Consider the following 12919-nt stretch of genomic DNA (forward strand, 5'->3'; position numbering starts at 1 on the left):
GCGTCACGGCTGGCGTCGGAGGCTTCGTGCGGCGCTGCGGGCTGCCACGGCGACAGCGGCGGCCGTCAGGACGGCCGCGCCCGCGGTGATCGCCCAGCGCGCGGTTCGCGATGGCCCGGACGGCCTGCGGGCCAGGCGTTCGGGGTGCTCGCTCGGCAGGTTCCCGTCGAGGCCCAGGGCCAGTGCCTCGGCCAGGTGCAGGGCCCGGCGGCCGGTGTCGCCCTGTTCGATCTGGGTACGGCAGCTGAAGCCGTCGGCGAGGAGCAGACTGTCGGGGGCCGCCGCGCGCACCGCCGGCAGGACGCCCTGTTCGGCGACGGCCATGGAGACCTCGTGGTGGCCGCGCTCGAAACCGAAGTTCCCGGCCAGACCGCAGCAGCCCTCGTCCAGCACGTCGGCGTCGAGGTGGGCGCGGCGCATCAGTTCACGGTCGGCGTCGTCCTTCATGATCGCGTGCTGGTGGCAGTGGGTCTGCACCATGGCCTGCCGGGTCAGCGCGGGTGGCTGCCAGTCCTTCGGCGCGTGGTGCACGAGGTGTTCGGCCAACGTGCGGAACTGGCCGGCCAGACGCCGCACGTCCTGCTCGTCGGGCATCAGCTCGGGCGCGTCGGCGCGGAACACGGCGGTGCAGGACGGTTCGAGCCCGATGACCGGGGTCCCGGCCTCGATGTAGGGGCGCAGCACGTCGAGCGTGCGGCGCAGGACCTTCTTGGCGACGGTCAGCTGCCCGGTGGAGATCCAGGTCAGTCCGCAGCACACGGCGTCCGTGGGCACGGCGACGCGGAAACCGGCGTCCTCCAGGACGCGTACGGCCGAGATCGCGATCGAGGGATGGAAGTAGGTGCTGAACGTGTCGGGCCAGACCACCACGGTGCGCGGGTCGGCGGGATCCGGCTGGTCACCGCCCCGGTCCCGCCACCACTCCAGGAACGACTGCGGTGCGAACAGCGGTGCCTGCCGGGCGTCGTCCACGCCGGCCACCCACTTGCCGACGCGGGCCAGTCCTGGGGCTTGCAGCAGGCTGTTGACCAGCGACGGGGCGATCCGTGACAGGCGGGCCCACAGCGGCAGCCAGCCCATGGAGTAGTGCGCCGCGGGCCGCGGGCGGCCCTGGTAGTGGTGGGCCAGGAACTCGGCTTTGTACGTCGCCATGTCGACGCCCGTCGGGCAGTCGGACTTGCAGCCCTTGCAGGCCAGGCACAGGTCGAGGGCGTCGCGGACCTCGGTCGAGCGCCAGCCGTCGGTGACGGCCGAGTCGGCGTGTCCGTCGAGCATCTCGAACAGCAGGCGGGAGCGCCCGCGGGTGGAGTGCTCCTCCTCCTTCGTGGCCCGGTAGGAGGGGCACATGACGCCGCCCTGGTGGCCGCGGCAGTTGCCGATGCCGACACAGCGCATGACCGCCCGGGTGAAGGAGCGGTCGTCGTCCGGGTACCCGAAGTGCGTGTCGGAGACGGTCGGCCGCCACGCGGGGCCGAGCCGCAGCTGTCCGTCGACGGGGTTGGGGTCGACGACCTTGCCCGGGTTCATCAGGTTGTCCGGGTCGAAGAGGGCCTTCACCTCGCCGAACGCGGTCACGAGCCGTTCACCGAACATACGGGTGAGCAGTTCGCCGCGGGCCTGCCCGTCCCCGTGCTCGCCGGACAGGGAGCCCCCGTAGGAGGCCACGAGGTCGGCGGCGCGCTCCAGGAAGCGACGGAAGTCGGCGACGCCTTCGGCGGTCTTCAGCCCGAACGGGATACGGGTGTGCACACAGCCCTGTCCGAAGTGCCCGTACAGGGACGGGTGGTCGTAGTCGAACTCGGCGAACAGCTGCTTAAGATCCCGCAGGTAGTCCCCCAGCCGCTCCGGCGGTACGGCGGAGTCCTCCCATCCCTCCCAGGTCTCCCGGTCGTCCGGCGGGCGCGCGGTCACTCCGAGCCCGGCCTCGCGGGCCCTGAGCATCTTCTGCTCGCGCTCCGGATCGTCGGAGAAGGCCACCGTGGCCTCCTTCTCACCGCGGCCCAGGGCGCGCAGCAGCGCGTGCGCCTGCTCGTCCACGTCGTCCTGGCTGTCGCCGACGAACTGGAGCATCAGCCAGCTGTCGCCGTCCGGGAGGGCGTCGAGAGAGTCGAGGTAGGCGCCTTCCTCGCGCATGAGCTGCGCCATCCGGCCGTCGAGTGCTTCCAGTTGGCCGGGCGAGCAGTGCCGCAGGAGTTCGGGTACGTCGTCGGCGGCGCGGCAGATGTCTTCGTAGCCGAGGACCAGCAGTGCCTGGCAGGCCGGTACCGGCACGAGGTCGAGTTCGGCGCGCAGCACCGTCACCAGGGTGCCCTCGCTGCCGACCAGGGCCTTGGCCAGGTCGAAGCCGTTCTCCGGCAGCAGGGAGTCCAGGTTGTAGCCGGAGACCCGGCGCGGGATCTTGGGGTAGCCCTGCCGGATGTCGGCCAGGTAGTCGGCGACGATCCGCTCCAGGCCGGTGTGGATCTCGGCCCGGCGACCGCCCTCGGCCACGACCCGCTCGCGCTCCCCCGCGTCCGTCGGCCCGACCCACATGCGGGTGCCGTCGTAGGTGAGGATCTCCAGTCGGCGCACGTTGTCCACGGTCTTGCCGTACGCCTGCGCCGACGACCCGCACGAGTTGTTGCCGATCATGCCGCCCAGGGAGCAGTGGCTGTGCGTGGACGGCTTCGGCCCGAACTGGAGACGGTGGCCCGACAGCTGCCGGTTGAGCTCGTCCAGGACGATTCCGGGCTCCACCACGCAGGTGCGGGCGTCGGGGTCCACGGAGACCAACGCGTGGCTGTACTTGGTCCAGTCGATCACGACAGCGGTGTTGGTCCCCTGTCCCGCCAGGCTGGTGCCGCCGCCCCGGGAGAGCACCGGGGCCCTGAACCGCCGGCACACCTCCAGCGCCCGTACGGCCGCGTCCACACTGCGCGGAATCACCACGCCCAGGGGTACCTGACGGTAGTTGGAGCCGTCCGTGGCGTACGCCCCTCTGCTGCCCGCGTCGAAGCGGACCTCGCCGTCGACCGCGTCTCGCAGCGCGGCCTCCAGTTCCACCACGTCGACCGACGCCGGCCGCCCGCCGCTCGGGCCGCGGCTGCCATGTCGCGATGTACGAGTCATCGGGAAAACCATTCCTTGGGCTGGTCGTGAGCCTCTCGGCGAGCCTCCGACCCGCGGGTACCCACCATTGCATTCCGCAATGATCTGGGGCCCACACAGGCCCACACACCAGCCCGCAGAGACCCTGGAATTACTTGACGGAGAGCGGAACGGACAGCGATGACGCGCCAGGACTCCCCTCCCCCGCGACCCTCGGGCGAATCGCCTGCCCGTTCGGAACTCGACCGGGAGGCCGAGGCGGTCACCATGGCGGTCATGTCTGCGTCAAGGTTGCTGCTCGTAGCGATCTCCGCACGCGCTCTCGCCTCCACCGGCGAATCCCCCACTCTGCCCCAGCTCCGCGCCCTCGTGGTACTGGACACCTGCGGACCGGTGAAGCTCGCCGCTCTGGCCACGACTTTGAGAGTCACCCCCTCCACCGCCCTGCGCATGGTGGGACGCCTTGAGTCCGCCGGGCACATCGGCCGCAGGAGCAACCCTGACAACCGGCGTGAAGTCATCCTGCGTCTCACCCCGTCCGGCCGGGACCTCGTGGCGCGGGTCCTGGCGCACCGGCGGACCGGGATCCGTACGCTCGTCGAGAAGTTGCCCGCCGAGGCGCGGGCCGGACTCGTGCCCGCGCTGAAGGCGCTGACCCAGGCGGCGCCTGAGATGGCAGTAGATCCGTTCGACGAGACGCATCGAATGGGGGGCCTGATCGACGACCCGCTCAGCCCGGCCCCGCCGGAGCCCCCCGGGGAGGACGGCGTCGGGCGAAGGACAACAGCATCTGACACCTGAGCCGGAGCTGCCGGGACTGCGCCCTCAGGAACTCTGCGGTGCGCGAACAGCGGTGTGGCCCTGCGGACGGGGGATGCCGCAGGGCCACACTCGCACCGTACCGCTCTTCTGGTCGCTGCACAGAACTCACGCTCGACTCAGCGCCCGTCAACGGGCTGCCGGCGTGCCGTCTCGCCCTCGATCTCGCGGACCAGGTCGATGGCCCGGCCGAGGGTGGTGAGCCGCGCGTCCAGCGTCTCGCCCGCGGGGTAGAAGCGGATGATGTCGACGCCGGCATCGCGCCATACGCGCAGCCGTTCCCGCACCATGTCCTCGGTGCCGATCAGCGTGGTGGCCAGCACCATGTCGTCGGTGACCAGACCGGCCGCGCCATCCCGGTCCCCGGCCTGCCAGCGCTCCCGGACCTCGGCCGCGACCTCGGCCCAACCCTGGCGGCTGTAGGCGTTGTTGTAGAAGTTCGTCGTCTCGGAGCCCATACCGCCGAGACTGAACGCCAGCTCCTTCTTACGGCCGGCCACCATCACCCGCAACGCGTCCGCGTCCTCGGCGAACGCCACCTCAGCGCCCTGGCAGATGTCGAGGTCGGCACGCGAACGTCCCGAAGCGGCGAGCCCCGCGTCCAGGTGGTCGAAGTACGCCTCCTTGGCACCCTCGGGAACGAAGCTCGTGCCGAGCCAGCCGTCCGCGATCTCCCCTGTCAGACGCAGCATCTTCGGCGAGAGCGTCGCCAGGTGGATCGGGAGGTCGTGCTCCGCACGCATCGCCAGACGCATGGGCTTGCCCTCCCCGCCGGGCAGCGGGATCTGGAACTCCCTCCCGGAGTAGGAGACTTTCTCGCCCGACGCGGCCTGACGCACGATCTCGACCGTCTCGCGCATCCGGGACAGCGGCCGGGCGAACGGCACCCCGTGCAGACCTTCGATCACCTGCGGTCCCGACGGGCCCAGCCCCAGCAGGAAGCGACCCTCGGAGAGGTTGGACAGCGTGATCGCGGCCCGGGCGATGGCCATCGGCGTACGGGTGGCGAGCTGAATGATGGCGGAACCGAGCAGCATGCGCTCGGTCTTGGCGGCGAGGTAGCCCAGCGGCGACGGCGCCTCCGCTCCCCAGGCCTCCGCGACCCAGCAGATGTCCATGCCGAGTTTCTCCGCCTCCACGACGAAGTCGACCGTCTCCGGCCAGTTCGCGGAAGCCTCGATGGTGGTGGACGTACGCATCACACACGCGCCTTTCCGGGCTCTTCCGCCAGCTTCTTGATCGCCGCGAGCGTGATGCCGATGTTGCTCTCGAACTCGCGCATGCGCACGAAGACGATCTTCTGCTCCTTCTCCGGCATACGGTCGATGGCGACGGACAGGCCCGAACGGCCCGGCCCCATCTGCATCCACTGCCGCAGCAGCGTGCCACCGTCCCGCGGCTCCAGCGTGAACCGCCAGATCGCCGACGGGAACTGCGGATCCTCCACCGCCCACGCGAACACCTTCAGGGGCTCGTACTCGACGATGTGGGAGGTCGTGGCCCACTCGCCGAACGCCTCATGCCTGCTCCGGCCCACAAAGCGGGCCCCCGGCACAGGCCCCTTTCCTCTGTCCAGCCACTCCACCGACTCCAACTCGGAGCTCAGGCGAGGCATCAACTCGATGTCGGACACCAGCTCCCACACCCGCTCGGGCGGGGCAGCGATCCAGATCGACACCTCCACCGTCGGCTTGTCCGCGTAGCACGCGCCCGTCCACTCCACGCCCGGCCTCCTCCATCAGTAGGCAGACCCAGAACCAGGCCTGACCACCAAAGTTGTGTAGATGGACTCACTTGTCAAGCGTGTGCGGCACTTCGGTCGGACCTGCCGGTCAGCCGGCGAACCGCTCCTTCACGTCCGGTCGCTCGGCCAGGCGCGGCGGATAGCCAGGCCCCATCCTGGGATGGGTGTTCTCGGCGGTCATGGGCTCGCCGCAGGCGGCGCACACCACCTCGGCGTGACTCTCCTGGCCGCAGACGTCGTGGTAACTCGTCACGGGCGGACCCGCCTCACCGGCCAGCCACCTGTCCCCCCACCGGTTCATCGCCAGCAGCACGCCGTAGAAGTCGCGCCCCTTCTCGGTGAGGACGTAGTCGTGGCGCACCGGCTCTGTCTGGTAGGGCCGCTTCTCCAGCAGCCCTTCGTCGACAAGCCGCCGCAAGCGATCGGTCAGCGTGTTGCGTGCGATGCCGAGCGACTCCTGGAACCCGTCGAACCGCTTGATCCCGTAGAAGGCCTCCCGCAGCACCAGCGGCGTCCACCAGTCGCCGAGCAGGTCCATGGTGCGGGCGATCGAGCAGGGCCAGTGTGCGAAGGATGTGCGCCTCATGGCGGCAGCATACGGTTGGTCTCACAAAGAAACCCAGCAGGCGGCGAGGATTGAAGAGGCGAGTGAAGCCGATGTCGCCGTGGCCTGGAGGGCGCCGATGGTCGTCGCGGCGACCGCGCCGCTCGCCGCCGCCGCGAGCGCCCTACGGCCTGCAGCGTCGGCTTCGGATCCGTCGGCGTCGAGGCCCGGAGCGGCCCACCGCACCGCGCAGTCCCGTCGTGTCCAGCCGCACGTGCCGGTCGGCGACCGGCGGCTTGATGGCCGGGAACCATCCGATCGCCCGGCCGACCCGCCATCGCCCGCCCGCGTACCCCACCGCCCCCCTCCAGGGGCTCCCGGCCCGCGCCTGCCGGCCCCCTCGGGACTCTGTGCTGTGGCTGACTCCCCCCGTACCGTGCCCGAAAGGTTGTCGCCTCCAGCTGCGAAGGCCCACAGCGAGCAACTGTGAAGCACGTCAGCCGGTCGGAGCGGCACCTTCGAAGGAGGCGAGGCCGGCGTCGAGGAGCTGGGCAGCGCGGCGAACGTCGGCGGTCACCGCCTCATGGATCCGTGTCGCCGGGCGGGCGCCGTCGAACGACCTCGACGAGGACGGCACGCTCCGCCCCGGAAGCACTCTCACGCCCAAGAGCTGACGGCCCCCACCGGCCACAGGGAAGACCGAGATCTAAGAAGGGTTTCGGTCCGTGGAGGGGTACAGCGTGCGAAGGCCCTCGTTCAACGCGTACGACAGCGCCGATCCGTGGGTCTGCCTGGGGTACAGGCGGGCGGTGAGTTCCAGGGAGGGGTAGTCACGCAGCCGCAGCAGCTGCGCCATGCGGGTCATCGACCCGACGATGTCGGCCGCGGCCACGAAAGGATCGGCGAGCTCCGCCTCGCCCGCACCGAGGAACACCCTCGCCGCCAGGTCGTCGTGGGTCGCGGCGTAGTCGGCCTCCATTGTGAACAGCAGATCCTCACATCCGCTGAGGGCGGGGCTGCTGGCCAGATAGCGGCCGAAGGCCGCCGGCCGGGAGAGCAGAGCGAAGCCGACGAAGTGTCCACCGCCGGAGAACCCCACGAGACCGTGGTCGTCGTCGAACCGGAACTCGCTCGCCAACCGCGGGCGCAAGTCGTCGACCAGGAACGACAGCATGGCATCGGCACCGCCGCCGCCCGTCGGCCCTTCGCTGGACAGCGCTTCCATGCGCGCGCCACCGAGCCCGGCGTTGACCCATCTCGGCATCGGATAGAAGTCGTGAGTGCGACGCGCACCGAACTCGGCGGGATCACTCTCGTCGGGAGCGCCGACGCCGATCACGATGAGCTCGGCGACCTCCTGCACGGTGTGGAGCCAGTTCATCAGGCCGACGGCGAGCGGGAAGCTGAGGGACGCGTCCGTCACCCAGAGGACGGGATAGCCGCGGTCACCGTGCTCGTACGACGGAGGGAGCGCGACGCGCACGTCATGCGGCCAGGGCACACCGGCCCCCTGCATCCGCCTGGTAGGCAGAACCTGATACGTGTGCCGGGACAGGGCCACAACTACCTCCTGCTGAAGCCGATGTCCGGGCAGCCGGTCAGGGGTACTCGGCCCCGGCACGTCGACATGGAGCCTATTCCAAGCTGCTCCACGTGCACGGTCAGAACGCATTCGCAGCAGGGCCGGGTCGGCCCGGGCGCAGCTCACATGCGGGATCTCAGCACGTCGACCTCGCAACCCGGCGCGAACGGGTCGAAGCCGTGCTCGCTCAGCCAGCGCACTATCAGCAGGCTTCGCAACGACCACCACGCGTGGATCACGTCGAGGTCGACGGCAGTGCCGTAGCCGGCGATGACGTCGGCCAGGCGCTCCTCGTGTCCGAGCGTGAAGGTGGCGAGGTCGTACAAGGGATCACCCTGGCCCGCCTCGGACCAGTCGATGATGCCCGTGACCTCGTCGCCGTCGACGAAGACGTGCGCGATCTGCAGGTCGCCGTGAGTGAACGCCGGAGCCCACGGCCGGAACGCGGCCTCGGCGACCTGGCGGTTTCGGGTGACCAGGTCCGCCGGCAGGATGCCGTTCGTCACGAGCCGCTCGCACTCGTCGTCGAGTTCCGCCGCCAGCGTGGTGACGCTCCGGCCGGCCTGGCCGGGTCGTGGCGGCAGCGGGGCGTCGTGCAACTTCCGGATGGCGGCGCCCGCCACGGCCCATGCCGTCGGCGACCCGGTCGACGGCCCGCCGAGGCTTCCGAGCGTCGCCCCCGGGAGCGCGGCGATCGCGAGCACGTGCGGCTTGCGCCACAGGACCTCCGGGGTCGGGACCGGCGCGAGGGCCATCGCCTCGGCCTCGGCGTCGAGGCGCGCCTGATCGGCGTCCACCTTCACGAACACGTCACCGACGCGCAGGGTCGCGCGCTCGGAATGGGCGACGACGACTTCGACCTCATCCATGGACGCCCAGTATCCCGAGAAGGACCGCCGACGTCGCCGGGTTTCTGACGTGCGATGACGCGGCCCGAACCGAGCAACACGGCTCGGTCGGTCAGGCGCGGTCGTGGAGCGTGACCTGGTAGCCGTCCGGGTCGGCGAAGGTGAAGGTCCGGCCGAAGGGGCCGTCGATCGGTGCGGAGACGATGGTGTGACCGTCGGCGACGAGCGCGTCGTGGATGGCCTGGACCTCCGTGGCGTGGAGCCAGATCGCGACTCCGATGCCGGGCTGCGCGACGGATGCGAGGTCGGTGCCGGGAAGGACGTCGCGGAGCGCGAACGCGATCGGCTTCGTCTCGAAGACGACGGCGTGCGGAGGTCCGGCCGACGAGCGGACGACGCCCAGGTACTGCTCGTAGAACGCCTGCGAAGCATCGAGGTCGCGCACTTGGAGCGAGATGAAGTCGGGGCCGGTGGCGGGCATGATGACGCTCCTCGTTTTCTTGTCAGTTTTCTGACATGCACGAAGCTATGTCAGAATGCTGACATGAGTCAAGAAGGTGTCGGCGTCGACCTGGAGACGTCCCTGGGCTACCTGCTCAAAGAAGCGTCGAGCGCCCTCCGCGCGGCGATGGAGGAAGTGCTGCGGCCGCTCGGGATGAGCGTGACGCACTACTCCTGCCTCGAACTGCTGGCGCAACGACCGGGCTTGTCCAACTCCGAACTGGCGCGGGGCGCGTTCGTGACACGGCAGACGATGAACGTGCTGCTCCAGGCCCTGGAACGAGACGGCTACGTGACCAGGCCTGCGGAGGCCCCCGTCGGGAAGGTGCTTCCCACGCGGCTCACGTCTCGCGGCCGACGAAGCCTCGGGAAGGCGAGCGCGGCCGTGCGGTCCGTCGAGGCCAGAATGCTGGCAGGCCTGAATGATACCGAGCAGTCAGAGGCGTTCCGGGTCCTGCGGAGGATGATCCATTCCCTGCGTGATGACGACGAGGGCGCGTAGGTGCGGGACCAGCGGGCGCACGTCGGCAGCGTTCTTGATCGCGAGGGTGGCGAACTACCCCGTAAACCCAGGTGCCTCCCGTGCACGCCCCCGGTAGCGTGCGTCGACATGGCATCGGAACTGGCACGCCCGCCGCTCCAGGCGGACGAACGCACCGCGCTCATCGGATGGTTGGACCTGCAGCGGCAGATCCTTCGGTGGAAATGCGAGGGGCTGAGCGACGACGACGCGCACCGCTCGGTCATCCCGACCTCGCCGGCCATGACGATGGCCGGTCTCATCTCCCACATGCGCTGGACCGAGCACACGTGGCTCGAGGTGCTGTTCCTCGGCGGCGACGAGAAGCAGAACCCGTCGTTCGACGAGTCGCGCGAGGACGCCGACTGGCACACCGAAGGCCGCCCTGTCGCCGAACTCGTAGCGGAGTACGACGCCCAGTGCGCCCGCAGTAACGCGATCGTCGCCGCGGCCTCCCTTGACGACGTCGGCCGCCACACCGGCTTCCGCTCCGGCAGCGCCGGCCTCCGCTGGATGCTGATCCATCTCATTGAGGAGACGGGGCGGCACGCGGGGCACGCGGACATCGTCCGCGAGCTGCTGGATGGCACAAAGGGCTACTACTGACTCCGTTGAAGCCTTGGTCTGCATCCGGCGCTTCGCATGGGACCACTGGAAAGGCCCGCGAGATTGACCATGCACGATGACCAAGTGGACGTGACCACCGAAATCGTTGCGTCCTTGATCCAAGAACAGTTCCCTCAGTGGAGCGGCAAGGCGATCCAGCCCCAGTCGTCGGCCGGGACGGTCAACGCCATCTTCCGCATCGGGGACGACCTCTCCGCACGTTTCCCGCTCCGTCTGGTCGATGCCGCCGAGGCGCTGGCGGTTCTGGAACAGGAAGCCCAGGCGAGCGCGGAGCTGGCACAGGTGTCTCGGTTCCCCGCCCCCACACCCGTCGCCCTGGGAAAGCCTGGAGCGGGTTACCCCATGCCGTGGTCGGTCCAGACCTGGCTGCCGGGAACGGTCGCCTCTGACGCCGACCCGAGTGGGTCGCACGCCTTTGCCGAGGACCTTGCGGCCTTCATCGCGGCCCTGCGGGGCGCCGAGACGCGGGGGCGGATGTTCAGCGGCGAGGGTCGTGGCGGCGTTCTCGCCGACCACGACGATTGGATGGCGAAGTGCTTCGAGGAGAGCAAGGAGCTGCTCGACGTGCCCCGGCTGCGCCAAGTGTGGAGCCGTCTCCGGGAGTTGCCACGCGCGGGTGCCGACGTGATGAGCCATGGTGACCTGATTCCCGGCAACGTCCTGGTCACGGGAGACCGGCTCGGCGGCGTACTCGACACCGGCGGCTTCGGCCCGGCCGACCCCGCACTGGATCTGGTCAGCGCCTGGCACCTGTTGCGGCCAGGCCCGCGGGACGTGCTCCGGCGGACGCTGGGCTGTGACGACGTGGAGTGGGAGCGCGGCAAGGCATGGGCGTTCCAACAGGCGATGGGTGTGGTCTGGTACTACGTCGAGAGCAATCCGACGATGAGCAGAATGGGGCGCCGGACACTCGCCCGCATTCTGGAGTCGACGGAGTGATGTCGCCGCGACCCCGGAGGATCTCGATCAGTCATGGGGTCCCCCGACTGGCTGGGCCCAGTTCGGTGCGGAGCTGCCGCACGAGCGTCCTCGGGTGCCGTACGGCCTGCCACAGGCCGAGCGACAGCAGCGCCAGACTGATGGCGAAGCAGACCCAGAACACGAACTGGGTGCCGGTCGCGAGGTCGTGAGTGCTGCCGTCCTCGTAGCGGCAGTACGCCTGCGGGGGAAACGCCTTCGAGCCGCCGACCCCGCCGTAGTACCGGGAGCACGGGTCCTCGCCGGGGTCCTTCAGCGTGTCGTCCGCCGTGACGATCAGCAGCCAGGTCAGCGCCGCCGCCGGAACCGTGCTGAACACGATCATCTTCGACCAGGTCGGCAGGCGGGGGTGGGCGAGAAGCCCGATCAGCGCTACCAGTATGACGACGAACACCGCTACGACGACCCCGGCGGTGAACCGCCTCTCGTACACCTCGATCAGGAGCCAGACGACTCCGGCCACCGGCGGCGCGGTCAGGAGAAGCACCTTGAGCCCGGACGCGATACGCGGATGCGCGAGGAAGTACACGGCGAGCGCGCACCCGATCACGACGAGGAGCGCGATCACGGACGCTCGGCCGCGGTGCCGCCCGCGGAGTCCCTGTGTGTCTCGTCCTTCCGCCACGGACCGACGCCGAGCTTTCCGGTCGTCCCGAGGTCGAGTTCCGGCACGACCATCACGGGATCGGCTGCGGGCTCGGCCCAGACGCGGACGTACGGCGCGTTCACCGGTTCGCCGGCCTGGGTGGTGTTGCGCCAGGCCAGCCCGGCCACCGCAGCCTCACCCGGACGCAGGACGACCGGCTGGGGGCCCCTGTCCCCTCCGAGACCGGTGCTGATCTGATCGGTCCCCTGGAGAATCCGTACGCCGTCCACGGGGCGGTGGTCCTCGTCCTGGATCGTGAGTCTCGGGTAGCCGTTGAGCCGAATGGGCCGGGTACCGCAGTTGACCAGGTGCAGGCCGACGGCGCGCAACCCCATTGCCGCGTCGCCCTCGTCGGCGTAAAGGTGCATGCCCGACTTCGGGCACGTTCCCGAGGCGGACGACGCCTCGGCTTGAGGAACGCTCCGCACCTTGATCACCTTCACTCCCGTCACCTCGGGGGCGTCACCGACCCTCTCCCCCATGGCGACGGTGCCCTTGACAGTCCGTCCCGGCCCGACCGCCTCGACGGTCTGCTCCGCGTTGTCGACCGCGCCTCCGGAGGGCGAGAGGAACCCGAAGGTCAGCGTGTAAGTGGCGGTCTCCGTCTGCTGGTTGGTGAGCTCGAAGTCCGCGCTGTTGTCGACTCCCGCGCAGCCGCTCTCCAGGCCCCAGGCGTACAGCGCGGTGATCTTGACGCCGTCCTCGGCCCCACCGTTCACGGAGGGCAGGGGCAGCGCGGTCGGCGTGCCGGAGGGGCGAACGGACGGCTCCGAGGATGCGCTGCCGTACCGGGCGACGTCCGACGGGCACAGTGCCTCGGCCCGGACCGGACCGCCGTCACCTTCTCCGACCTCCCCTCCGGACGAAGCGCTCTCAGAACCGCAGGCGGCGAGCAGCAGGGCGGCGGCGAGGACGGCGGGTGTAGTACGGGAGGCGGTCGACATCCGCCCACCCCACCAGGGGGACGCCCTGGTGGCTGTGGTGGAACCCACACCTCCGGTCACAGCGGTGTCACAGATCATT

At 69.9% G+C, this 12919-nt stretch carries 14 protein-coding genes; 4 read left to right on the plus strand and 10 right to left on the minus strand.

The genetic code is table 11. The annotated features are described in order from the left end of the window. Nucleotides 1–3 precede the first annotated feature (3 nt). Nucleotides 4–3108 (minus strand): FAD-binding and (Fe-S)-binding domain-containing protein, encoded by a 3105-nt coding sequence (locus RKD20_RS01730; RefSeq protein ID WP_424876039.1) that lies wholly within the window; start codon nt 3106–3108, stop codon nt 4–6. A 246-nt stretch (nt 3109–3354) separates the two neighbouring features. Here RKD20_RS01730 and RKD20_RS01735 point away from each other — a divergent pair, with 246 nt between their 5' ends. Then, nucleotides 3355–3888 carry a MarR family winged helix-turn-helix transcriptional regulator gene (locus tag RKD20_RS01735; RefSeq protein ID WP_424876040.1) on the plus strand — a complete coding sequence of 178 codons (534 nt, stop codon included), beginning with the start codon at nt 3355–3357 and terminating at the stop codon, nt 3886–3888. A 137-nt stretch (nt 3889–4025) separates the two neighbouring features. On the opposite strand, the gene RKD20_RS01740 is transcribed toward RKD20_RS01735, so the two are convergent. From RKD20_RS01740 to RKD20_RS01770, 7 genes are all read right to left on the minus strand, one after another. After that, complete coding sequence (locus RKD20_RS01740; protein WP_424876041.1) at nt 4026–5105, minus strand: LLM class flavin-dependent oxidoreductase; 1080 nt, start codon at nt 5103–5105, stop codon at nt 4026–4028. Next, nucleotides 5105–5629 (minus strand): SRPBCC family protein, encoded by a 525-nt coding sequence (locus tag RKD20_RS01745; protein WP_424876042.1) that lies wholly within the window; start codon nt 5627–5629, stop codon nt 5105–5107. The genes RKD20_RS01740 and RKD20_RS01745 overlap by 1 nt, the downstream gene beginning before the upstream one ends. A gap of 109 nt (nt 5630–5738) precedes the next feature. Continuing rightward, entirely contained in the window at nt 5739–6236 is a 498-nt protein-coding gene (locus RKD20_RS01750; protein ID WP_007379427.1) for a winged helix-turn-helix transcriptional regulator, read from the minus strand. Between the two features lie 454 nt (nt 6237–6690). After that, complete coding sequence (locus RKD20_RS01755; protein WP_424876043.1) at nt 6691–6855, minus strand: hypothetical protein; 165 nt, start codon at nt 6853–6855, stop codon at nt 6691–6693. A gap of 45 nt (nt 6856–6900) precedes the next feature. Then, nucleotides 6901–7695, minus strand: coding sequence for an alpha/beta hydrolase (locus RKD20_RS01760; RefSeq protein ID WP_424876044.1), 795 nt, complete (start codon nt 7693–7695; stop codon nt 6901–6903). Nucleotides 7696–7898: 203 nt separating this feature from the next. Beyond that, nucleotides 7899–8645, minus strand: a complete 747-nt coding sequence (locus RKD20_RS01765) for a phosphotransferase family protein (RefSeq protein WP_424876045.1) — start codon at nt 8643–8645, stop codon at nt 7899–7901. Between the two features lie 91 nt (nt 8646–8736). After that, a complete protein-coding gene (locus RKD20_RS01770) occupies nt 8737–9105 on the minus strand; it encodes a VOC family protein (protein ID WP_424876046.1) in 369 nt (122 codons plus the stop codon). 63 nt (nt 9106–9168) lie between these two features. Between RKD20_RS01770 and RKD20_RS01775 the strand changes: the two genes are divergently transcribed. The 3 genes from RKD20_RS01775 to RKD20_RS01785 all read left to right on the plus strand — a co-directional run bounded on the left by RKD20_RS01775 (nt 9169) and on the right by RKD20_RS01785 (nt 11211). After that, nucleotides 9169–9627, plus strand: a complete 459-nt coding sequence (locus tag RKD20_RS01775; RefSeq protein WP_424876047.1) for a MarR family winged helix-turn-helix transcriptional regulator — start codon at nt 9169–9171, stop codon at nt 9625–9627. Nucleotides 9628–9735: 108 nt separating this feature from the next. Then, on the plus strand, nt 9736–10251 hold the full coding sequence (locus tag RKD20_RS01780; RefSeq protein ID WP_424876048.1) for a DinB family protein: 516 nt from the start codon (nt 9736–9738) through the stop codon (nt 10249–10251). A 69-nt stretch (nt 10252–10320) separates the two neighbouring features. Next, nucleotides 10321–11211, plus strand: coding sequence for an aminoglycoside phosphotransferase family protein (locus tag RKD20_RS01785; protein ID WP_424876049.1), 891 nt, complete (start codon nt 10321–10323; stop codon nt 11209–11211). 31 nt (nt 11212–11242) lie between these two features. Here RKD20_RS01785 and RKD20_RS01790 read toward each other — a convergent pair whose 3' ends face one another. After that, nucleotides 11243–11818: a hypothetical protein gene (locus tag RKD20_RS01790; protein WP_424876050.1), complete on the minus strand. Its 576-nt coding sequence runs from the start codon at nt 11816–11818 to the stop codon at nt 11243–11245. Next, nucleotides 11815–12840: a DUF4232 domain-containing protein gene (locus RKD20_RS01795; protein ID WP_424876051.1), complete on the minus strand. Its 1026-nt coding sequence runs from the start codon at nt 12838–12840 to the stop codon at nt 11815–11817. The genes RKD20_RS01790 and RKD20_RS01795 overlap by 4 nt, the downstream gene beginning before the upstream one ends. Between the last annotated feature and the right edge of the window lie 79 nt (nt 12841–12919).

It is taken from the genome of Streptomyces sp. SLBN-8D4, assembly GCF_049739545.1.
GTDB lineage: Bacteria > Actinomycetota > Actinomycetes > Streptomycetales > Streptomycetaceae > Streptomyces > Streptomyces canus_C.

What these genes read in the sequence shown, in the direction of transcription:
- RKD20_RS01750 (WP_007379427.1), bottom strand. Translation starts at nt 6,236, where the DNA reads ATGAGGCGCACATCCTTCGCACACTGGCCCTGCTCGATCGCCCGCACC.
- RKD20_RS01770 (WP_424876046.1), bottom strand. Translation starts at nt 9,105, where the DNA reads ATGCCCGCCACCGGCCCCGACTTCATCTCGCTCCAAGTGCGCGACCTC.
- RKD20_RS01785 (WP_424876049.1), top strand. Translation starts at nt 10,321, where the DNA reads ATGCACGATGACCAAGTGGACGTGACCACCGAAATCGTTGCGTCCTTG.
- RKD20_RS01775 (WP_424876047.1), top strand. Translation starts at nt 9,169, where the DNA reads ATGAGTCAAGAAGGTGTCGGCGTCGACCTGGAGACGTCCCTGGGCTAC.
- RKD20_RS01795 (WP_424876051.1), bottom strand. Translation starts at nt 12,840, where the DNA reads ATGTCGACCGCCTCCCGTACTACACCCGCCGTCCTCGCCGCCGCCCTG.
- RKD20_RS01740 (WP_424876041.1), bottom strand. Translation starts at nt 5,105, where the DNA reads ATGCGTACGTCCACCACCATCGAGGCTTCCGCGAACTGGCCGGAGACG.
- RKD20_RS01780 (WP_424876048.1), top strand. Translation starts at nt 9,736, where the DNA reads ATGGCATCGGAACTGGCACGCCCGCCGCTCCAGGCGGACGAACGCACC.
- RKD20_RS01765 (WP_424876045.1), bottom strand. Translation starts at nt 8,645, where the DNA reads ATGGATGAGGTCGAAGTCGTCGTCGCCCATTCCGAGCGCGCGACCCTG.
- RKD20_RS01730 (WP_424876039.1), bottom strand. Translation starts at nt 3,108, where the DNA reads ATGACTCGTACATCGCGACATGGCAGCCGCGGCCCGAGCGGCGGGCGG.
- RKD20_RS01735 (WP_424876040.1), top strand. Translation starts at nt 3,355, where the DNA reads ATGGCGGTCATGTCTGCGTCAAGGTTGCTGCTCGTAGCGATCTCCGCA.